20 protein-coding genes are annotated in these 19,327 nt (G+C 70.9%); 14 read left to right on the forward strand and 6 right to left on the reverse strand.

From position 1 onward, the window contains the following. Positions 1 to 101: 101 nt before the first annotated feature. The 8 genes from ACFYY6_RS20395 (at position 102) to era (ending at position 7,505) form a co-directional block, all read left to right on the forward strand. Entirely contained in the window at positions 102 to 1,124 is a 1,023-nt protein-coding gene (locus tag ACFYY6_RS20395) for a PhoH family protein (RefSeq protein WP_351522023.1), read from the forward strand. Between the two features lie 12 nt (positions 1,125 to 1,136). Then, positions 1,137 to 1,634, forward strand: coding sequence for an rRNA maturation RNase YbeY (gene ybeY / locus ACFYY6_RS20400; protein WP_351522021.1), 498 nt, complete (start codon positions 1,137 to 1,139; stop codon positions 1,632 to 1,634). Further along, the gene (locus tag ACFYY6_RS20405) at positions 1,631 to 2,923 is read left to right on the forward strand and encodes a hemolysin family protein (RefSeq protein ID WP_351629798.1); all 1,293 of its coding nucleotides are present in this window, start codon (positions 1,631 to 1,633) and stop codon (positions 2,921 to 2,923) included. The genes ybeY and ACFYY6_RS20405 overlap by 4 nt, the downstream gene beginning before the upstream one ends. Beyond that, positions 2,920 to 3,273, forward strand: a complete 354-nt coding sequence (locus ACFYY6_RS20410) for an MmcQ/YjbR family DNA-binding protein (RefSeq protein ID WP_389194483.1) — start codon at positions 2,920 to 2,922, stop codon at positions 3,271 to 3,273. The genes ACFYY6_RS20405 and ACFYY6_RS20410 overlap by 4 nt, the downstream gene beginning before the upstream one ends. 210 nt (positions 3,274 to 3,483) lie before the next feature. Next, positions 3,484 to 3,837, forward strand: coding sequence for a cytidine deaminase (locus tag ACFYY6_RS20415; RefSeq protein ID WP_351522015.1), 354 nt, complete (start codon positions 3,484 to 3,486; stop codon positions 3,835 to 3,837). A gap of 164 nt (positions 3,838 to 4,001) precedes the next feature. Then, positions 4,002 to 5,378: a beta-xylosidase gene (locus ACFYY6_RS20420; RefSeq protein WP_386607324.1), complete on the forward strand. Its 1,377-nt coding sequence runs from the start codon at positions 4,002 to 4,004 to the stop codon at positions 5,376 to 5,378. 143 nt (positions 5,379 to 5,521) lie between these two features. Then, positions 5,522 to 6,469, forward strand: coding sequence for a WxL protein peptidoglycan domain-containing protein (locus ACFYY6_RS20425; protein WP_389194486.1), 948 nt, complete (start codon positions 5,522 to 5,524; stop codon positions 6,467 to 6,469). Positions 6,470 to 6,530: 61 nt separating this feature from the next. Next, positions 6,531 to 7,505: a GTPase Era gene (gene era, locus ACFYY6_RS20430; RefSeq protein WP_351522009.1), complete on the forward strand. Its 975-nt coding sequence runs from the start codon at positions 6,531 to 6,533 to the stop codon at positions 7,503 to 7,505. An 89-nt stretch (positions 7,506 to 7,594) separates the two neighbouring features. Here the strand turns inward: era and ACFYY6_RS20435 are convergent, their stop codons facing one another. Both ACFYY6_RS20435 and ACFYY6_RS20440 read right to left on the reverse strand, forming a co-directional pair. Next, positions 7,595 to 7,861, reverse strand: a complete 267-nt coding sequence (locus ACFYY6_RS20435; protein WP_351522007.1) for a protealysin inhibitor emfourin — start codon at positions 7,859 to 7,861, stop codon at positions 7,595 to 7,597. A 105-nt stretch (positions 7,862 to 7,966) separates the two neighbouring features. Next, positions 7,967 to 9,043, reverse strand: a complete 1,077-nt coding sequence (locus ACFYY6_RS20440; RefSeq protein WP_389194489.1) for a M4 family metallopeptidase — start codon at positions 9,041 to 9,043, stop codon at positions 7,967 to 7,969. 365 nt (positions 9,044 to 9,408) lie between these two features. On the opposite strand from ACFYY6_RS20440, the gene leuA reads away from it, so the two are divergent. The 4 genes from leuA (at position 9,409) to ACFYY6_RS20460 (ending at position 13,830) form a co-directional block, all read left to right on the forward strand. Then, positions 9,409 to 11,205, forward strand: a complete 1,797-nt coding sequence (gene leuA / locus ACFYY6_RS20445; protein ID WP_351522003.1) for a 2-isopropylmalate synthase — start codon at positions 9,409 to 9,411, stop codon at positions 11,203 to 11,205. A gap of 240 nt (positions 11,206 to 11,445) precedes the next feature. Next, positions 11,446 to 12,123, forward strand: a complete 678-nt coding sequence (locus ACFYY6_RS20450) for a TerB family tellurite resistance protein (RefSeq protein ID WP_351522035.1) — start codon at positions 11,446 to 11,448, stop codon at positions 12,121 to 12,123. A gap of 81 nt (positions 12,124 to 12,204) precedes the next feature. Continuing rightward, complete coding sequence (gene recO, locus ACFYY6_RS20455; RefSeq protein ID WP_351522001.1) at positions 12,205 to 12,951, forward strand: DNA repair protein RecO; 747 nt, start codon at positions 12,205 to 12,207, stop codon at positions 12,949 to 12,951. A 57-nt stretch (positions 12,952 to 13,008) separates the two neighbouring features. Next, positions 13,009 to 13,830 (forward strand): isoprenyl transferase, encoded by an 822-nt coding sequence (locus ACFYY6_RS20460; RefSeq protein ID WP_351629811.1) that lies wholly within the window; start codon positions 13,009 to 13,011, stop codon positions 13,828 to 13,830. Between the two features lie 49 nt (positions 13,831 to 13,879). On the opposite strand, the gene ACFYY6_RS20465 is transcribed toward ACFYY6_RS20460, so the two are convergent. From ACFYY6_RS20465 to ACFYY6_RS20480, 4 genes are all read right to left on the reverse strand, one after another. Continuing rightward, positions 13,880 to 14,323, reverse strand: coding sequence for a Fur family transcriptional regulator (locus ACFYY6_RS20465; protein WP_073787454.1), 444 nt, complete (start codon positions 14,321 to 14,323; stop codon positions 13,880 to 13,882). 65 nt (positions 14,324 to 14,388) lie between these two features. Beyond that, a complete protein-coding gene (locus ACFYY6_RS20470) occupies positions 14,389 to 15,282 on the reverse strand; it encodes a metal ABC transporter permease (protein WP_351521997.1) in 894 nt (297 codons plus the stop codon). A gap of 2 nt (positions 15,283 to 15,284) precedes the next feature. After that, positions 15,285 to 16,067, reverse strand: coding sequence for a metal ABC transporter ATP-binding protein (locus ACFYY6_RS20475; protein WP_351522033.1), 783 nt, complete (start codon positions 16,065 to 16,067; stop codon positions 15,285 to 15,287). Positions 16,068 to 16,186: 119 nt separating this feature from the next. Further along, positions 16,187 to 17,161 (reverse strand): metal ABC transporter substrate-binding protein, encoded by a 975-nt coding sequence (locus tag ACFYY6_RS20480; RefSeq protein ID WP_351521995.1) that lies wholly within the window; start codon positions 17,159 to 17,161, stop codon positions 16,187 to 16,189. A gap of 152 nt (positions 17,162 to 17,313) precedes the next feature. Here ACFYY6_RS20480 and ACFYY6_RS20485 point away from each other — a divergent pair, with 152 nt between their 5' ends. Together ACFYY6_RS20485 and ACFYY6_RS20490 are read left to right on the forward strand one after the other, a co-directional pair. Further along, positions 17,314 to 18,696 (forward strand): glycine--tRNA ligase, encoded by a 1,383-nt coding sequence (locus ACFYY6_RS20485; protein ID WP_351521993.1) that lies wholly within the window; start codon positions 17,314 to 17,316, stop codon positions 18,694 to 18,696. A gap of 316 nt (positions 18,697 to 19,012) precedes the next feature. Further along, complete coding sequence (locus ACFYY6_RS20490) at positions 19,013 to 19,261, forward strand: DUF6243 family protein (RefSeq protein WP_351521992.1); 249 nt, start codon at positions 19,013 to 19,015, stop codon at positions 19,259 to 19,261. Positions 19,262 to 19,327: the final 66 nt, after the last annotated feature.

Below are 19,327 nucleotides of genomic sequence, written 5' to 3' on the forward strand. Positions count from 1 at the left end.
CTCGGTGTTGCCCGTGCCGAGTCGTAGGCTTGGTAACCCAGAGGTTGTCGATCGGCGAGAACCCTGCAACGGGAGGTATGTGCAGGCCACAGGGCCGGCCCATGACGCAGACACCCATAGCTCAGACCCCCGCGCCCGGGCAGGCGCGAGCCCAGTTCACCGTCCCGGCCAAGCACCCGATGGTGACCGTACTGGGCTCCGGCGACTCCCTGTTGCGCGTGATCGAGAAAGCCTTCCCCGCGGCCGACATCCACGTCCGGGGCAATGAGGTCAGCGCCGCCGGAGACGCGACGGAAGTCGCCCTCATCCAGCGCCTGTTCAACGAAATGATGCTGGTGCTCCGCACCGGTCAGCCGATGACGGAGGACGCAGTGGAACGCTCGATCGCCATGCTCAGGGCGAGCGAGAGCGGCGAGGGGGAGGAGACGCCGGCGGAGGTGCTCACCCAGAACATCCTTTCCAGCCGCGGTCGCACGATCCGCCCCAAGACGCTCAACCAGAAGCGGTACGTCGACGCCATCGACAAGCACACGGTCGTCTTCGGCATCGGCCCGGCGGGCACCGGAAAGACCTACCTCGCCATGGCGAAGGCGGTCCAGGCACTCCAGTCCAAGCAGGTCAACCGGATCATCCTGACCCGGCCCGCGGTCGAGGCGGGTGAACGCCTCGGTTTCCTGCCGGGCACCCTCTACGAGAAGATCGACCCCTATCTGCGCCCGCTGTACGACGCGCTGCACGACATGCTCGACCCCGACTCGATCCCCCGGCTCATGGCTGCGGGCACGATCGAGGTCGCGCCGCTGGCCTATATGCGCGGCCGGACGCTCAACGACGCCTTCATCATTCTCGACGAGGCCCAGAACACCAATCCCGAGCAGATGAAGATGTTCCTCACCCGCCTCGGTTTCGACTCGAAGATCGTCATCACCGGTGACGTCACCCAGGTCGACCTGCCGAACGGGACCAAGAGCGGTCTGCGCCAGGTCCAGGACATCCTGGAAGGCGTCGAGGACGTGCATTTCTCCTGGCTCACCTCCCACGACGTGGTCCGGCACAGGCTCGTCGGCCGTATCGTCGACGCGTACGAGAAGTACGACAGCCGAAACAGCCACCACGGGAAGTAGTCGCAGCACGCCATGTCGATCGACGTCAACAACGAGTCCGGAACCGAGGTCGACGAGCGGGCGATCCTCGACATCGCCCGCTACGCGCTCGCGCGGATGCGGATCCACCCCCTCTCCGAACTCTCGGTGATCGTGGTGGACTCCGACGCCATGGAGCAGCTCCACATCCAGTGGATGGACCTGCCGGGCCCGACGGACGTCATGTCCTTCCCGATGGACGAACTGCGCCCGCCGACCAAGGACACCGAGGAGCCACCGCAGGGGCTCCTCGGCGACATCGTGCTCTGCCCCGAGGTCGCGAAGAAGCAGGGCGAGGAGGCGGAGACCCGGCACTCCATGGACGAGGAGCTCCAGCTGCTCACCGTCCACGGAGTGCTGCACCTCCTCGGGTACGACCACGAGGAGCCGGACGAGAAGGCCGAGATGTTCGGCCTGCAGGCCGCGATCGTCGACGGCTGGCGCGCCGAGCGGGGTCTCACCGGTCCTTCGCCCGCCCCCACGGTCTCGTGAGCGTTCCCCTCGTCCTGGGCGCCGTCCTGCTGGTCGTCGTCGGCTGGCTGGCGGCCTGCGCGGAGGCGGGCATCGCCCGCGTGTCCAGCTTCCGGGCCGCCGAGGCGGTCCGTTCCGGGCGGCGCGGCGGCCAGAAGCTGGAGCAGGTCGCGGCGGACCCGACCCGCTACCTCAACGTCGCCCTGCTGGTGCGGGTCGCCTGCGAGATGTCGGCCGCCGTCCTCGTCACGTACGCCTGTCTTCAGGAGTTCCCGAGGACCTGGGAGGCGCTGGCCGTCGCCATGGCCGTGATGGTCCTCGTCTCCTACGTCGCCATCGGCGTCTCGCCGCGCACCATCGGCCGCCAGCACCCGCTGAACACCGCCACGGCCGCCGCGTACGTGCTGCTGCCGCTGGCCAGGGTGATGGGCCCGATCCCGCAACTGCTGATCCTCATCGGGAACGCCCTGACCCCGGGCAAGGGGTTTCGCAAGGGACCGTTCGCCAGCGAGGCCGAACTGCGGGCGATGGTCGACCTCGCCGAGGCGGAGTCGCTGATCGAGGACGAGGAGCGCCGCATGGTGCACTCCGTCTTCGAACTCGGCGACACGCTCGTGCGCGAGGTCATGGTGCCGCGCACCGACCTGGTCTGCATCGAGCGCTACAAGACGATCCGGCAGGCGCTGACCCTGGCCCTGCGCTCCGGCTTCTCCCGCATCCCCGTCACCGGGGAGAACGAGGACGACATCGTCGGCATCGTCTACCTCAAGGACCTGGTCCGCAAGACCCACATCAACCGCGAGTCGGAGGCCGACCTCGTCTCCACGGCGATGCGCCCGGCGGCGTTCGTGCCCGACACGAAGAACGCCGGTGACCTGCTGCGCGAGATGCAGCAGGAGCGCAGCCACGTCGCCGTCGTGATCGACGAGTACGGCGGCACGGCGGGCATCGTCACCATCGAGGACATCCTGGAGGAGATCGTCGGCGAGATCACCGACGAGTACGACCGGGAACTCCCGCCCGTCCAGGAGCTGGAGAACGGCTGCTACCGGGTGACCGCCCGCCTCGACATCGGCGACCTGGGGGAGCTGTTCGACCTCGGCGAGTACGACGACGAGGACGTGGAGACGGTCGGCGGACTGCTGGCCAAGGCGCTCGGGCGGGTACCGATCGCCGGTGCCTCCGCGGTGGTCGACCTGCCCGACGGGCGGCGGATCCGGCTGACCGCCGAGTCCACGGCGGGCCGCCGCAACAAGATCGTCACGGTGCTGGTGGAGCCCGTGGATCCGGAGGGGGAGGAAGAGGAGTGACTCCGCAGCAGCTGAGGGATTTCTGCCTGGAGTTCAACGCGAGCGCGGAGGAGTTCCCCTTCGGCCCGGAGATCTCCGTCTTCAAGGTGCTCGGCAAGATGTTCGCGCTCAGCACGCTGGACGCGCACCCGCTGACGGTGAACCTCAAGTGCGACCCCGACGACGCGGTGCGGCTGCGGGAGGAGTACGAGGCGGTGGTGCCGGGCTGGCACATGAACAAGCGCCACTGGAACACCGTGACGGTCTCCGGGGTGCCGGACCGGCTGCTCCGCGAACTGATCGAGGACTCCTACGACCTGGTGGTGGCGGGGCTGCCCAGGACCCAGCGGCTGCGGCTGGACCGGGCCTGAGGGCCGTCCGCCGTTTTCTGGCGGGCGCACGACGACGGCCGCGGCACCTCGCCGCGTCGTCGGAAGGCCCGCATGCGCCGGCATGCGGGCACTTCTCCGCCTCGCGCTGCACCGCACCGGACGCCGCGAGCTTCCCGGCAGACCCTTCCGGTCGCGCAGCACCGGAGATCGCGGGGGAGGGGCGTGCGGCGGGGCTCGTATGCTCGGCACATGACTGAGAGCACCGAACTCGGCCCCGAGGACCGCAAGATCGTCACGCTGGCGCGCAGCGCCCGCGCCCGCAACGGCGTGCCGGAGGGCGCGGCCGTCCGGGACGAGACCGGGCGCACATACGTCGCGGGCACCGTACGGCTGGAGTCGCTGAGGCTCAGCGCGCTCCGGACCGCCGTGGCCATGGCCGTGGCCAGCGGCGCCACCTCGCTGGAGGCGGCGGCGGTCGTCTCCGAGGCCGAGACCCCGTCGGACGAGGACCGGGCCGCGGTGCGGGACCTGGGCGGCCCGGAGACCCCGGTACTGCTCGCCGGACCCGACGGCACACTGCGGGTCAGCGTGACGGCGGGCTGACGCCGGGGCCGGTCGAGGTCGCTGCGGGGCAGGGACCTCGACAGTATCTGATGGCCCATCAGTCGAGGGGTTCCGTCGCCCTTGACTTCTTCTCGGCCGGAGCCGTCAATGAGCCCCCGTCGGCGCGGAGGAGCCGCTGCGCCGCGTCCCGCAGGAGGGGGCCCATGCGTCCGATCACGCATCCGACCATCCGAAGATCCGCCGTTCGCAGACGCTCCGGCCGCGGACGCCGCCTGGCCGCCGCGCTGGGCGTCGGCGCGCTCGTCGTCGCCGGGGGAGGCGGGCTCGCGACGCCCGCGCAGGCCACGGTGACGGCCTCCGTGCCGGTCGACTTCCCCACCCACTGCATCCCGCCGGACATCGCGGGCATCCCGCCGATCGACGGGACGACGAAGGCCGAGATCACCGTCGACAACGCCGTGCCGGAGGTGGGCGACACGGTCACGGTCACGTACACCGTCGTCCAGCCGGCCGCGGGCAACCCGGTCGACCTGCCGCTGCCCGCCGACATCATGACGCCCACCGGCCGGGTCGCCGTCGGCGGAGCCCAGAGCGCGAGCGTCACCGTCACGGGGCCGAAGAAGAACGCGCCGGTGCCCGGCAAGGGCGCCTTCCCGTCGTTCTCGATGACCGGCACCTTCACGGTCACCGCGCCCGGCCGGATCACCCTGTCCCCCGGCGACTACAACATCCACACCAGCTACATCATGGAGCTGGACACCCCGTGCACGGTGACGGATCCGCCCGCCCCCGTCTCCGAGACGATCATCGCGACGGACGGTGGCGGACAGGTCAACGAGCGCTCCATCCGGCTCGGTGCCGGGTCCGGCGCGGCGGGCCACGCGGTCACCGTGACCGGGGCGAAGTTCACCCCGGGCGCGGCCGTCACGCTCGCGGGCCGGGCGGGCGACCGCCAGACCGCCGACACCGCCACCGTCACGGCGGACGCCACCGGCGGCTTCAGCGGCCGGATCACCGTCGACGACCCGGCGACCACCGGGATCGTCGCCTACGAAGGCGATGCCTGGGACGCGGCCAGAGGTGCGGGCCCGCAGGCGTACACCGTCACCGGGGGCGGCGAGGTCCCGGACGGCAGCCAGCGGCTCACCACCTCCGTCAGGGCGGGCACCCTGTCCATGGTCCAGGACGGGGACACCGTCGACCTGTCGGCGGTCGACTTCGGGCGCGGCGGCGCGGCCCGGGGCTCCCTGCGCACGGTGACGGTCGAGGACTACCGCGGCGGGCCCGCCGGCTGGTCCCTGACCGGAAAGGTCACCGACTTCACCGGCCCCGGCGGCGCGGCCATCGGCGCGTCCGCGCTGCGCTGGACCCCGGCCTGCGCGACGAAGCCCGGCAGCCCCAGCACCTGCGCGGCCGGTTCGGCGGGACCGGTCGGTGGCGCGGGCGCCACCCTCGCGTCCACGCCGAACGGGACGGCCACCGGCGGCGAGTTCACCGTCGACGCGCGGCTCGCCCTGGACGTACCGGCGTACACCGCACCCGGCGCGTACTCCGGCGTCCTCACCCTCACCCTCACCTGAGAGGGCCCGGCCGGTGGACCCGGGGCGCGCACCCGCCCGGGCCCACCGGCCCCGGCCGCCCCCTGCCCGGTGAGCCGGTCCCCGACCGGTCCGGCACCCACCGCCCCGACACCCGCCCCCGACCGATCCGGAGGCTCCGCACCGTGCGCAAGCTGTACGTCCCCCTCCTGGCCGGCGCCCTCCTGCTCGCCGGCGTCCCCGCCGCCCACGCCGCGGACAACGGCAGCTGGTCGGTCTACCCGGCCGCCGCGCAGAGCGGCAGGCGCCCGTACTTCTACCTCTCCGCCGACCCCGGGGCCACTCTCCACGACACGGTCACCGTCGCCAACAAGACGGACCGGCCGCGAACCTTCCGGCTGTACGCCGCCGACGCCTACAACACCGCCCGCGACGGCGGATTCGCCGTCCGCTCGCGGGACGAGCGGCAGCGTTCGGTCGGCGCCTGGGCGAGACCCGGCCGCGACCTGGTCACCGTGCCCCCGCACGGGTCGGTCGGTGTGCCGGTCACCATCACCGTTCCCCGCGACGCCGAGCCGGGGGACCACCCCGGGGCCCTCGTCGCCCTCGACGACCGCGTCGAACCCGCCGCGGGGGGAGCGGTCGCCGTCGGCATCCGGCAAGCTGTCGGCGCCCGGATCCACCTGCGGGTGAACGGGCCGACGCTGCCCGCGCTCTCCGTGGACGACATCGAGGTCGAGCACACCCGGCCGCTGGTCCCGGGCACCGGCCGGAGCAGCGCCGTCATCTCGTACACCCTCCACAACCGGGGCAACGTCACCCTCGACCCGAAGGTCGTCCTCCGGGCCGAGGGACTCTTCGGCCGCACCCTCCTCGCCCGCGACCTGAAGCGGATCCCGTCCGAACTGCTGCCCCGCCAGCGGGTCCGGCTGACCGAGCGGTGGGCCGACGCGCCCCAGCTGGAATGGGGCGAGATCGAGCTGACCGCGAGCGCCCGAGGCACCCGCGAGTCCGCCTCCGTCCCGTACATAGCGCTGCCCTGGCTGATGGCAGGGATCCTGCTGGCGGTCGTCGCCGCCGGGACCGCGGGGATCCGGCTGCGGATCCGCCGGAGGCGCGCGCGAAGCACCTGAGCCGGCCCCCGGCGGGCGCGCCGCGGCCCTCGGTACGGCGGGACCGCCGGGATCGGGGACAATGGGCGCCATGAGCGTTCGACCTGACACAGAAGCCGCCGCACAGCAGGGCGCGGACCACGCACCCCACCGGGCCGGCTTCGCCTGCTTCGTGGGCCGCCCCAACGCGGGCAAGTCCACCCTCACGAACGCTCTGGTCGGCCGGAAGGTGGCGATCACCTCCAACCGGCCCCAGACCACCCGGCACACCGTGCGCGGCATCGTGCACCGCGAGGACGCGCAGCTGGTCCTGGTCGACACGCCCGGCCTCCACAAGCCGCGCACGCTGCTGGGCGAGCGGCTCAACGACGTCGTGCGGACCACCTGGGCCGAGGTCGACGTCATCGGCTTCTGCCTGCCCGCCGATCAGAAGCTCGGCCCCGGCGACCGGTTCATCGCCAAGGAACTCGCGGGGATCAAGAAGACCCCGAAGATCGCCATCGTCACCAAGACCGACCTCGTCGACTCCAAGCAGCTCGCCGAACAGCTCCTCGCCGTCTCCCGCCTCGCCGAGGAACTCGGCTTCGAATGGGCCGAGATCGTCCCGGTCTCGGCGGTCAAGGACAATCAGGTCGGTCTGCTGGCCGATCTGATCGCCCCGCTGCTCCCGGAGAGCCCCCCGCTCTACCCGGAGGGCGACCTCACCGACGAACCCGAGATGGTCATGGTCGCGGAGCTGATCCGGGAGGCTGCCCTCGAAGGCGTGCGCGACGAGCTGCCGCACTCCATCGCCGTCGTCGTCGAGGAGATGCTGCCCCGCGAGGGCCGCCCGGCGGACCGGCCGCTGCTCGACATCCACGCCAACGTCTACATCGAACGTCCCAGCCAGAAGGGCATCATCATCGGCCCGAAGGGCAGGCGGCTGAAGGAAGTCGGTACGAAGTCCCGCAAGCACATCGAGGCGCTGCTCGGCACACCCGTCTTCCTGGACCTGCACGTGAAGGTCGCCAAGGACTGGCAGCGCGACCCCAAGCAGCTGCGGAAGCTGGGCTTCTGAGCCAGTGGGCCGAGGGCCCGGGGCCGACGCCGCACGAGCCGTCGGCCGGGCGCCCGGTCAGCCGTAGGCCCGGTCCCCTCCCGGCCGCCTCACGCACCCTCCTTCAGGACGCGTGAGACCAGGGCGCGCTGCGCGTCGGTCAGCCGGGGGTCCGCGCAGTGGACCGAACGTCCGTCCACCGTGATCCGGTACTGGAAGCCGTCCGGCACGCCCCGGGGCGGGGAACCCTGGCCCGCGGCGAGCGCGGATTCGGCCAGCGCCTCCCACTCCGCGGCATCGGCCCGTCCGGCGGTGTCGACCTCGCCGTTGCGTGCGATACCGGCGAAGCCGCCGGTCCTGCTGACCTGAATCCGCATGCGGTTGTCCTCCATCGCCGGACGGGCCGGGGCACGGGCCCTGTCGTCTTCGCCGGACGGGCCGGAGCACGGGTCCGATCGTCCTGCGCGGCCGGCCCGATCCTCCTAAGTGGCCGGAACGCCCACCTCCGACCACGCCTTCAGCACCGCTTCGATCTCGTCACCCTCCCCGAAGCGGTCACGGGCGGCGTCCACCGTCAGGCGAGCGAAGTCCGCGAAGTCCGCGTCCACGGCCAGCCGGCCGCCCGTGAGCACATCGAACCAGATCTGCCCGGCCCGTTCCCACGCGTTGCCGCCGAGCGCCGTCGCCAGCATGTAGAAGGCGCGGTTCGGAATGCCGGAGTTGAGGTGCACCCCGCCGTTGTCCTGACTGGTGTGGACGTAGTCCTCCATCTTCCCCGGCTGCGGGTCCTTGCCGAGCACGTCGTCGTCGTACGCCGTGCCCGGCTCCTTCATCGAGCGCAGCGCGACGCCCTGGACCTCAGGGGCCAGCAGACCGGCGCCGATCAGCCAGTCCGCCCGGTCCGCGCTCTGGCCCAGCGTGTACTGCTTCACCAGCGAGCCGAAGACGTCGGACACCGACTCGTTGAGCGCGCCGGACTGGCCGTAGTAGCTCAGATTGGCGGTGTACTGGGTCAGGCCGTGCGTCAGCTCGTGGGCGATCACGTCGATCGGGAGGGTGAAGTCCAGGAAGATCTCGCCGTCGCCGTCGCCGAACACCATCTGCTCGCCGTCGAAGAAGGCGTTGTTGTACTTCTCGTCGTAGTGCACGGAACCGATCAGCGGCAGTCCGTTGTCGTCGATCGAACGGCGGCCGTACACCTTGAACAGGAGGTCGAAGGTGGCGCCGAGCCCCGCGTACGCGCGGTTGACGCTCGCGTCCTGCGTCGGCTCCGCGCCCTCGGCGCGGACCTTGGTGCCGGGCAGCGTGGTGCCGTTCCGGCAGTCGTACAGCGTCCGGTCGGGCGTGTCGGACGGCTCGGCCCCGGCCGCGCGGGTCGCGGACGGGGCGGTGACCGTCGCCAGATGGCGGCGGGTGCGGCGGGCGGCGTCGCTCTCCAACGTCCGCCGGGCGCGCCCGGCGAGATCGGCGTTGTCCGAGCGGGAGAGCCTGTCGAGGACATGGGGCGGCACGATGGTGCAGAAGACGGGGCGGAACCCGTTCTGGGAGTGAGGCTGCATACATTCGACTGTGGCAGCACGTAATCGGCTTGTCGCTGGTTGCGACGGCGGTTGGTCAGATGGAGTGATCGGCCGCGCCCGGGTGTTTCGAGTGCCCGGCCGCGCAGAGAGGTTCCGGCCCGTACGGCCTCGATGCCGCACGGTGCTCCCGATCCCGTACGGCGGTCGCGATTCCGCATAGTGATACGGGTCGGACGCCTCAGGCGTATCTCGGTTACTCTCGTCGCATCATGCGTTTCGGGCTGCTTCTTCTTAGCTGCCGCGGCGAGGGCCTGTAGTCGTAGGCCGACCCCCTCCCCGCGGAGTCTGGTGGTGCAGCGACACGTCGGCCGTCCCATTGGTTGGACCCCGAGGAGCCGCACGCCATGACCACCGATCGCCCCGCCCCGATGCCTGCCACGACCGCTGTCGGACGTCCGACGCCGATCACCAACGCCACCGGGATGCAGAAGCCGTCCGGGATGCCGATCCACAAGTACGGCCGGTACGAGGCCGTCGACATCCCCGACCGCACCTGGCCGGACAAGCGGATCACCGTCGCGCCGCGCTGGCTCTCCACCGACCTGCGCGACGGTAACCAGGCCCTGATCGACCCGATGTCGCCCGCCCGCAAGCGCGAGATGTTCGACCTGCTCGTCCGCATGGGCTACAAGGAGATCGAGGTCGGCTTCCCGTCCTCCGGGGACACCGACTTCGCGTTCGTCCGCTCGATCATCGAGGAGGGCGCGATCCCCGAGGACGTGACGATCTCCGTCCTGACGCAGGCCCGTGAGGACCTGATCGAGCGGACCATCGAGTCCCTGGTCGGCGCCCGACGTGCCACCGTGCACCTGTACAACGCCACGGCCCCCACCTTCCGCCGGGTCGTCTTCCGCGGCTCCAAGGACGACATCAAGCAGATCGCCGTCGACGGCACCCGGCTGGTCATGGAGTACGCGGAGAAGCTGCTGGGCCCGGAGACGATCTTCGGCTACCAGTACAGCCCGGAGATCTTCACCGACACCGAGCTGGACTTCGCCCTGGAGGTCTGCGAGGCGGTCTGCGACGTCTGGCAGCCGGAGGAGGGGCGCGAGATCATCCTCAACCTGCCCGCCACCGTGGAGCGGTCGACCCCGTCCACACACGCGGACCGCTTCGAGTGGATGTCGCGGAACCTGACCCGCCGCGAGCACATCTGCCTGTCCGTCCACCCGCACAACGACCGCGGCACCGCCGTCGCCGCCGCCGAACTGGCCCTCATGGCCGGCGCGGACCGGATCGAGGGCTGCCTGTTCGGCCAGGGCGAGCGCACCGGCAACGTCGACCTGGTCACCCTGGGCATGAACCTCTTCTCGCAGGGGGTCGACCCGCAGATCGACTTCTCGCAGATCGACGAGATCCGCCGAACCAGCGAGTACTGCAACCAGATGGAGGTCCACCCGCGCCATCCCTACGCGGGCGACCTCGTCTACACCGCCTTCTCCGGCTCCCACCAGGACGCCATCAAGAAGGGCTTCGACGCCATGGAGGCCGACGCGGCCGCCCGGGGCACGACCGTCGACGAGATCGAGTGGGCCGTGCCGTACCTGCCGATCGACCCGAAGGACGTCGGCCGCAGCTACGAGGCCGTCATCCGGGTCAACTCGCAGTCCGGCAAGGGCGGCATCGCCTACGTCCTGAAGAACGACCACAAGCTCGACCTGCCGCGCCGGATGCAGATCGAGTTCTCCCGGATCATTCAGGCCAAGACCGACGCCGAGGGCGGCGAGGTCACCCCGGCGCAGATCTGGTCCGTGTTCCAGGACGAGTACCTGCCCAACCCCGAGAACGCCGCGGCCCAATGGGGGCGCGTACAGATCCGCTCGGGCCAGTCCACGACCGGCTCCGACGGCCGGGACACCATCACCGTCGAGGCGACGGTGGACGGCACCGACACCGTGCTGACCGGCACCGGCAACGGTCCGATCTCCGCGTTCTTCGAAGCGCTGCAGGCCATCGGCATCGACGCCCGCCTCCTCGACTACACCGAGCACACCATGAGCGAGGGCGCCAGCTCCCAGGCCGCCTCGTACATCGAGTGCGCCATCGACGGACGGGTGCTGTGGGGCATCGGCATCGACGCCAACACCACGCGCGCCTCGCTGAAGGCGGTCGTCTCCGCGGTCAACCGCGCCGGCCGCTGACCCGGCCCGCCCGACGGCGTAGGCGACCGCACGGCCCAGTACCCCGCCCCCGCTCCGGCCGGGGGCGGGGTTCGGCCATCTCCGGGGTTGTGACGATCGGGGTACTGACGGCACCTCACGACTGTGGTTAACATCACGTCCACGCGGCAATGTTGCCGGAGGGGGCACCTCCCGTGCCCTTGGGGCCACGGGGGAGTTACGGAGGTGTGCGACGTGCGGTCAGCCCTGGGACAACGCGCCATGAAGCTGCGCATCTGCGGCATCCGCACCGTCTGGGACGCCGTAGGTGACGGCGAGTTCTTCTGCCCCGGCTGCGGCGGCGACCGCAACTACCGCAGGCTCACCGGACGCCGCCGCTTCGCCGTGCTCGGCGTGCCGATGCTGCGCCGCGGCACCACCGGGCCCGTCGTCGAATGCGCCGCCTGCCGGAGTCACTTCGACACCGATGTGCTCGACCACCCCACCACCACCCGGCTCTCCGCGATGCTCCGGGACGCCGTCCACACGGTCGCCCTCGGCGTCCTCGCGGCCGGCGGCACCACCTCCCGCACGGTCCTGCGGACCGCCGCCGCCACCGTGCGCGGTGCCGGTTTCGACGACTGCACGGAGGAACAGCTCTCCACCGTCGTCGAGGTCCTCTCCGCCGACATCGGCCACGGCTCCGCCTTCGACCCGGCGGCCGAGGCGTGCGGCGCCGCCCTCGCCATCGAACTGCACGAGGCGCTGGAGCCCCTCGCCCCGCACCTGGCCCCCGCCGGACGCGAGGCGATCCTCCTCCAGGGCGCCAGGATCGCCCTCGCCGACGGCCCCTACGGCCCGTCCGAGCGCGAGGTGCTGACCACGGTGGGCGGGGCGCTGCGGATCTGCGCCGAGGACACCGCCCGGCTGCTGGCCGCGGCGGCCCGCACCCCCTCCTGACCGCTCCTGCCCGCACGCCCCCGGGAGCCCCACCCGGGAGTGCGGGTGAGAGGCCCCGTCCCCGTACCGGACAATGGACGCATGAGCTTGTTCCGGGACGACGGCGTGGTGCTGCGCACGCAGAAGCTGGGCGAGGCCGACCGGATCATCACGATCCTCACCCGCGGCCACGGCCGGGTACGGGCCGTCGCGCGCGGGGTGCGGCGCACCAAGTCCAAGTTCGGCGCCCGTCTGGAGCCCTTCTCCCACGTCGACGTGCAGTTCTTCGCCCGGGGCGGCGAGCTGGTCGGCCGGGGGCTGCCGCTCTGCACGCAGAGCGAGACGATCGCCCCGTACGGTGGCGGCATCGTCACCGACTACGCCCGCTACACCGCAGGCACCGCGATGCTGGAGACCGCCGAGCGGTTCACCGACCACGAGGGCGAGCCCGCGGTCCAGCAGTACCTGCTGCTCGTCGGAGGGCTGCGCACCCTCGCCCGCGGCGAGCACGAACCACACCTCGTCCTCGACGCCTTCCTGCTCCGCTCGCTCGCCGTCAACGGCTACGCGCCCAGCTTCGAGGACTGCGCGAAGTGCGGCATGCCCGGACCGAACCGGTTCTTCTCCGTCGCGGCGGGCGGCATCGTATGCGGCGACTGCCGGGTGCCCGGCAGCGTCGTACCCTCGACCGAGGCCGTCGGCCTGCTGAGCGCGCTGCTCACCGGCGACTGGGAGACGGCGGACGCGTGCGAGGCGCGTCATGTCAGGGAGGGGAGCGGACTGGTGTCCGCGTATCTGCACTGGCATCTGGAGCGCGGGCTGCGCTCACTGCGGTACGTAGAGAAGTGACACAGGCGGATCAGGCACGGATCCGGCATGGATCAGGCACAGGGAGCGAGACAGTTCATGGCAGTACGCGGGATGCTGGGCGGCCGTAACCGACGCGACTACAAGACCCCGGAGCCGCACCCCTCCGGTGCCACGCCCCCGAGGATCCCCGGCGAGCTGGTGCCCAAGCACGTGGCCATCGTGATGGACGGCAACGGCCGCTGGGCCAAGGAGCGCGGCCTGCCGCGCACCGAGGGGCACAAGGTCGGCGAGGGCGTCGTCATGGACGTCCTCAAGGGCTGCATCGAGATGGGCGTCAAGAACCTCTCGCTGTACGCGTTCTCCACGGAGAACTGGAAGCGGTCCCCGGAGGAGGTGAAGTTCCTGATGAACTTCAACCGGGACGTGATCCGCCGCCGCCGCGACGAGATGGACGAGCTGGGCATCCGCATCCGCTGGGTGGGGCGCATGCCGAAGCTGTGGAAGTCCGTGGTCCAGGAGCTCCAGATCGCCCAGGAGCAGACGAAGGACAACGACCGGATGACGCTGTACTTCTGCGTCAACTACGGCGGCCGGGCCGAGATCGCCGACGCCGCGCAGCGCATCGCGCAGGACGTCGCGGCCGGGAAGCTGGACCCGTCCAAGGTCAACGAGAAGACGTTCGCGAAGTACATCTACTACCCGGACATGCCGGACGTCGACCTGTTCGTCCGCCCCAGCGGTGAGCAGCGCACGTCCAACTACCTGATCTGGCAGAGCGCCTACGCCGAGATGGTCTTCCAGGACGTGCTGTGGCCGGACTTCGACCGCCGCGACCTGTGGCGGGCCTGTCTGGAGTACGCCCAGCGGGACCGGCGGTTCGGCGGCGCCGTGGAGACGGCCCCCGCGCCGAAGGGCTGAGCGGACGGCGGGGGCCGGCGCACACCGCCCGCCCCCGCCGCCCGGGCCCTCACTCCTTCTCGTCGGCGCGTCCGGCGCATTCCGCGCAGGTGCCGAAGATCTCCACCGTGTGCGCCACGTTCACGTATCCGTGCTGCGTGGCGATCGACTCCGCCCACTGCTCCACGGCGGGACCCTCGACCTCGACGGCCTTGCCGCACATCCGGCACACCAGGTGGTGGTGGTGTTCGCCGGTCGAGCAGCGGCGGTACACGGACTCGCCGTCCGTGGTGCGCAGCACGTCCACCTCGCCCGCGTCGGCGAGGGACTGGAGGGTGCGGTAGACGGTGGTCAGCCCGACCGAGTCGCCGCGGTGCTTGAGCACGTCGTGCAGCTCCTGGGCACTGCGGAACTCGTCCACCTCGTCGAGCGCCGCCGCCACCGCCGCCCGCTGCCGGGTCGACCGGCCACGTACCGGGGCCGCGTTCGTTCCACTGATCGGCGCCGTCGCCACAGCCGCCTCCTCGTGTCGCCCGTACCTGTGTCGGGCCATTGTGCCAGTCCGCCCGGTTCTCGTGGTCACACCCGGAGTTCGTCCTCCACGGGACTGCCGGCCCCTGCTTCAAGGGTGCACTCGCCGGAGGCTTCCTCGCTCCGGCGGGCCCGCCGCCGGGCCAGCGGGGTCGCGAGGAGCGTCAGGGCGACGAAGACCGCGATGGCCAGCAGCACGATCGTCGCACCGGGCGGTACGTCCTGGTAGTACGAGGTGACGGTGCCCGCCAGGGTCACCGCCGTACCGATGACGACCGACAGCACGAACGTCAGCCGGAACGACCGGGAGATCTGCTGCGCCGCCGCGACCGGCACCACCATCAGGGCGCTGACCAGCAGCAGCCCGACGACCCGCATCGCCACGGTGACGGTCACCGCCGCGGTCACGGCGACCAGTAGGTTCAGCGCGCGCACCGGCAGCCCGGTGACGCGGGCGAACTCCTCGTCCTGACTGACCGCGAACAACTGCCGCCGCAGCCCCAGTGTCACCAGCAGGACGAAGGCGGCCAGCAGGCAGATCGCGGTGATGTCCTCGGTGGAGACGGTGGCGAGCGAGCCGAAGAGGTACGAGGTGAGGTTGGCGTTGGAGCCGGTGTCGGAGAGGTTGATCAGCAGGACGCCGCCCGCCATGCCGCCGTAGAACAGCATGGCCAGCGCGATGTCGCCGCGGGTGCGTCCGTACCAGCGGATCAGCTCCATCACCACGGAGCCGGCGACGGCGACCGCCGTGGCCATCCACACCGGGCTGGTGGACAGCAGGAAGCCGAGGCCGACGCCGGTCATCGCGATGTGACCGATGCCGTCGCCCATCAGGGCCTGGCGGCGCTGGACGAGGTAGACACCGACGGAGGGGGCGATGACGCCGACCAGGACGGCGGCGAGCAGGGCCCGCTGCATGAAGGGGGGATCGAGGAATTCCATGATCAGCTCAGCAGTCCGGTCCGGACGGGCTCGGTGGCCGCGTGGGGGTGTACATGGTCGTGTCCCGGCAGGGCGTGCTGGCCCACCGCCTTCGGGGGCGCCCCGTCGTGCGTCACGCAGCCGTCGCGCAGCACGACCGCGCGGTCGATCAGCGGCTCCAGCGGGCCGAGTTCGTGCAGCACCAGCAGCACGGTGGCGCCGGTGGCGACCTGTTCGCGGAGCGTCGTGGCGAGGATCTCCTGGCTGCCCAGGTCGACGCCGGCCATCGGCTCGTCCATGATCAGCAGCTCCGGTTCGGCGGCCAGCGCCCGGGCGATCAGTACGCGCTGGTGCTGTCCGCCGGAGAGCGCGTTCACCGAGTCCCCGGCCCGGTCGCTCAGACCGACCAGTTCGATGGCCCGGTCGACGGCGGCCCGGTCCGCCCTGCGGAGCGGGCCCAACCGCGTACGGGAGAGCCGCCCGGACGAGACGACCTCGCGGATCGTGGCGGGCACGCCGCCCGAGGCGGTGGTGCGCTGGGGCACGTAGCCGACGCGGGACCAGGCGCGGAAGCGACGCAACGGGGTGCCGAACAGTTCGACGGAGCCGCCGGTGAGCGGGACCTGGCCGATGACGGAGCGCACGGCGGTCGACTTGCCCGAGCCGTTGGCGCCGAGCAGGGCGACGACCTCGCCGCGGTGGACCGTCAGGTCGATGCCGCGCAGCACCGCACGCGCGCCGAGCGTGGCCGTGGCGCCCCTGAGGGCTATCACGGGGTCTGTGGTAGTGCTCCCGTACTCGGGCATGAGCGCCTCCGATGCTGCTGTGGCGGTTGTCGCGTGGGCCTCGGGGGAGGCAGTCGCCGCTTCTGCCGTGTGGGCGGCGTGCGCCGTGCGGGGCGCATGGGCCGTGGGGGTCGTGCGGGTCACTTCGCGCCGAGCGCCTTCTGCAGTGCGGCGAGGTTGGACCGCATGACCTCGATGTAGTCGTCGCCCTTGGACTTGTCCGTGATTCCCTCCAGCGGGTCCAGGACGTCCGTCTTCAGACCGGTGTCCCGGGCGAGGGTCTTCGCGGTCCGGTCGCTGGCGAGGGTCTCGAAGAACACGGTGGTGACCTTGTTCTTCTGCGCGACGGCGTGGATCTCGCTGATCCGGGCGGGGCTGGGCTCGGCCTCGGGGTCGATGCCGGCGATGCCCTCCTGGGTGAGGCCGTAGCGCTCGGCGAGGTAGCCGAAGGCGGAGTGGGTGGTGATGAAGGTCCTGGTCGCGGTGGACTTCAGGCCCGTCTCGTACGCCGTGTCCAGCGCGTCGATCTTGCCGACCAGCGCTTCCGTGTTCTTGCGGTAGTCGGCGGCATGGTCGGGGTCGGCCTTCTCCAACGACGTGCCGACGCCCTTGGCGACCTCGGCGTACTTCACCGGGTCCAGCCAGATGTGGGGGTCCGCCCCGGCCCCGTCGCCGTGGTGCTCGTGGCCGTGCTCGTCGCTCCCGGCGTGGTCGTGGTCGTCGCCTGCCTCGGTGCCGTGTTCCTCCAGCTTCGTGAGCTCGGAGGCGTCGACGACGTTCTTGACGCCGGACTGCTTGATGGCGTCGTCGACGGCGGGCTGGATGCCCTTGAGGTAGAGGACGTAGTCGGCGTCGCTCAGCCCGCCGATCTGCCTCGGGCTGAGCTCCAGGTCGTGCGGCTCGACGCCCGGCTTGGTCAGTGTGGTGACCGAGACGTGCTTTCCGCCGATCTGCTCGGCCAGGTACTGCATCGGATAGAACGAGGCCACCACGTCGAGCTTGTCGCCGTTCTTGTGATCGGCGGCGTCCGAGGCGGAGCAGGCCGTGAGGGCGGTGAGGCCGAGGGTGACCGCTCCGGCGAGGGTGATGGTGGGTATGAGGCGGCTGACGTTCATGACACTCATTTTCAATGAAATTGGAAACGATTGTCAACAAGGATGATGAGATGGTCATGCGGCCGACCGGACCGCCACCGATTTGATCCGAGGGGAGGGCCCGCCGGTAATCTGTACCATTCGACGTTCGTCCTCGTAATGAAGAGAGCACCGTGGCCGCCGACAAGATCGACTCCATCGTCAGCCTGAGCAAGCGCCGTGGCTTCGTCTATCCCTGCAGTGAGATCTACGGCGGTCAGCGGGCCGCCTGGGACTACGGGCCGCTGGGCGTCGAGCTGAAGGAGAACCTCAAGCGCCAGTGGTGGCGCTACATGGTCACCTCGCGCGAGGACGTGGTCGGAATCGACTCGTCGGTCATCCTGGCCTCCGAGGTGTGGGCCGCCTCCGGCCACATCGCCACGTTCACCGACCCGCTGACCGAGTGCACCTCCTGCCACAAGCGCTTCCGCGCCGACCACCTGGAGGAGGCGTACGAGGAGAAGCACGGCCACCTCCCCGCGAACGGCCTGGCCGACCTCAACTGCCCCAACTGCGGCAACAAGGGCACGTTCACCGAGCCCAAGCAGTTCTCCGGTCTGCTCTCCACCCACCTCGGCCCGACCCAGGACTCCGGCTCGGTCGCCTACCTGCGCCCCGAGACCGCCCAGGGCATCTTCACCAACTTCGCCCAGGTCCAGCAGACCTCGCGCCGGAAGCCGCCGTTCGGCATCGCCCAGATGGGCAAGTCCTTCCGCAACGAGATCACCCCGGGCAACTTCATCTTCCGCACCCGTGAGTTCGAGCAGATGGAGATGGAGTTCTTCGTCAAGCCGGGCGAGGACGAGAAGTGGCACGAGTACTGGATGGAGCAGCGCTGGAACTGGTACACCGGCCTGGGCCTGCGCGAGGAGAACATGCGGTGGTTCGAGCACCCGCAGGAGAAGCTCTCGCACTACTCCAAGCGCACCGCCGACATCGAGTACCGCTTCCGCTTCGGCGGCAGCGAGTGGGGTGAGCTGGAGGGCGTCGCCAACCGCACGGACTACGACCTCAAGGCGCACTCCAAGGCGTCCGGCACCGACCTGTCGTTCTTCGACCAGGAGGCCGGCGAGCGCTGGACCCCGTTCGTCATCGAGCCGGCAGCCGGTGTCGGCCGCGCGATGCTCGCCTTCCTCCTCGACGCCTACATCGAGGACGAGGCGCCCAACGCGAAGGGCGTCATGGAGAAGCGCACCGTGATGCGCCTCGACCCGCGCCTCGCGCCGGTCAAGGTCGCCGTGCTGCCGCTGTCCCGCAACCCGCAGCTGTCGCCGAAGGCCAAGGGTCTCGCCGCCGACCTGCGGCAGAACTGGAACATCGAGTTCGACGACGCGGGCGCCATCGGCCGCCGCTACCGCCGCCAGGACGAGATCGGTACGCCGTTCTGCGTCACCGTCGACTTCGACACCCTGGACGACAACGCGGTGACCGTGCGCGAGCGCGACACCATGAAGCAGGAGCGCGTCTCCCTGGACCAGATCCAGGCCTACCTCGGCGCCCGCCTGCTCGGCTGCTGACGCCCGCTCGCACCGCCTGGGCCGCAGCGGCGGCCCGGTCCGTGGCATCGGCCGGAGCCCCCGGTTCCCCGCACCCCGTGCGGAGGAGCCGGGGGCTCCGTCGTATGCCGCCGTGCGCGGTTCCGGGCCGACGCGCGGGAAAAGCGGGTGCGGTGGCGGACGGAGGCGCAGTACGGTGCCGCCATGTCTTCTTCGTTCTTCCAGATCTACGAGTGAGAGCGCGGCGGGTCCGAGCACCCGCCGCCCACCGGATCGATCAGAGGCCGACTCGGGCCTCCTTCCCCCTCTCGCCCTTCACCATGAATGGGAGAACACCGTGGCCAAGAGCCGTAACAGCCTCCTCGGCGTGGGCGGACAGCGCAAGAAGCTGTCCCGCGCCGACCAGCAGGGCATGGGCACCGCACGCCAGGCCGACCGCAAGGCGGCCGCCGACCAGAAGCAGGAACTGCTGCGCCGGATGCGCGAGCGTACGCAGTCGGCTCCGGACCTTGCGCGGGAGGAGTCGTCGTCGGACGGCTCGTCGCAGCCGGACATGACCGAGCAGGACGGCCCGGCGCAGAGCTGACCGCTCCCCGATCCCCGTACGAACGCGCACCGTTCGCCGACGGCATCGGCCGGGACGCGTGAGGAC

It is taken from the genome of Streptomyces sp. NPDC001750, assembly GCF_042892615.1.
In the GTDB taxonomy this organism is placed as follows: Bacteria; Actinomycetota; Actinomycetes; order Streptomycetales; family Streptomycetaceae; genus Streptomyces.

Bases quoted from the DNA above. Each gene is read 5' to 3' on its own strand.
- ACFYY6_RS20395 (WP_351522023.1), top strand. From the start codon at position 102: ATGACGCAGACACCCATAGCTCAGACCCCCGCGCCCGGGCAGGCGCGA.
- ybeY (WP_351522021.1), top strand. From the start codon at position 1,137: ATGTCGATCGACGTCAACAACGAGTCCGGAACCGAGGTCGACGAGCGG.
- ACFYY6_RS20415 (WP_351522015.1), top strand. From the start codon at position 3,484: ATGACTGAGAGCACCGAACTCGGCCCCGAGGACCGCAAGATCGTCACG.
- ACFYY6_RS20420 (WP_386607324.1), top strand. From the start codon at position 4,002: ATGCGTCCGATCACGCATCCGACCATCCGAAGATCCGCCGTTCGCAGA.
- era (WP_351522009.1), top strand. From the start codon at position 6,531: ATGGGCGCCATGAGCGTTCGACCTGACACAGAAGCCGCCGCACAGCAG.
- ACFYY6_RS20435 (WP_351522007.1), bottom strand. From the start codon at position 7,861: ATGCGGATTCAGGTCAGCAGGACCGGCGGCTTCGCCGGTATCGCACGC.
- ACFYY6_RS20440 (WP_389194489.1), bottom strand. From the start codon at position 9,043: ATGCAGCCTCACTCCCAGAACGGGTTCCGCCCCGTCTTCTGCACCATC.
- leuA (WP_351522003.1), top strand. From the start codon at position 9,409: ATGACCACCGATCGCCCCGCCCCGATGCCTGCCACGACCGCTGTCGGA.
- ACFYY6_RS20450 (WP_351522035.1), top strand. From the start codon at position 11,446: ATGAAGCTGCGCATCTGCGGCATCCGCACCGTCTGGGACGCCGTAGGT.
- recO (WP_351522001.1), top strand. From the start codon at position 12,205: ATGAGCTTGTTCCGGGACGACGGCGTGGTGCTGCGCACGCAGAAGCTG.
- ACFYY6_RS20460 (WP_351629811.1), top strand. From the start codon at position 13,009: ATGGCAGTACGCGGGATGCTGGGCGGCCGTAACCGACGCGACTACAAG.
- ACFYY6_RS20470 (WP_351521997.1), bottom strand. From the start codon at position 15,282: ATGGAATTCCTCGATCCCCCCTTCATGCAGCGGGCCCTGCTCGCCGCC.
- ACFYY6_RS20475 (WP_351522033.1), bottom strand. From the start codon at position 16,067: ATGCCCGAGTACGGGAGCACTACCACAGACCCCGTGATAGCCCTCAGG.
- ACFYY6_RS20480 (WP_351521995.1), bottom strand. From the start codon at position 17,161: ATGAACGTCAGCCGCCTCATACCCACCATCACCCTCGCCGGAGCGGTC.